This window comes from Psychrobacillus sp. Z3-81 (genome assembly GCF_056620325.1).
Genome location: NZ_JBWQPU010000043.1, coordinates 1 through 280, shown reverse-complemented (window position 1 = coordinate 280; position 280 = coordinate 1). Strand labels below are relative to the sequence as shown.

The 280-nt window shown below is 71.1% G+C and carries 1 protein-coding gene; it reads left to right on the top strand.

All coding sequences use genetic code 11. The annotated features are described in order from the left end of the window. Positions 1–280: hypothetical protein (locus AC1ECF_RS17555; protein ID WP_480390729.1), on the top strand; the 280-nt coding region annotated here is incomplete at both ends.

The following is a 280-nucleotide window of genomic DNA, read 5'->3' as shown; positions in this document are numbered from 1 at the left end:
CTCAGCGGCGAGGACATGGCCGAGCAGATCCAGCACTTCATCACGGACGTCCTCACGGCGTACGTCGAGGGCGCGACGGCGGCCGGGAACCCGGACCAGTGGGACCTCGAGGCCCCGTGGACCGCGCTGCGCGCGGTCTACCCGGTGTCCATCGAGGTCGACGAGGTCGTCGAGCAGGCGGGCGGCGTCGAGCGGCTCACGCACGACCTCATCCTCACGGAGGTCCTCTCCGACGCGAAGCACGCCTACGAGGCGCGCGAGGCCGAGCTCGGCGAGAAGA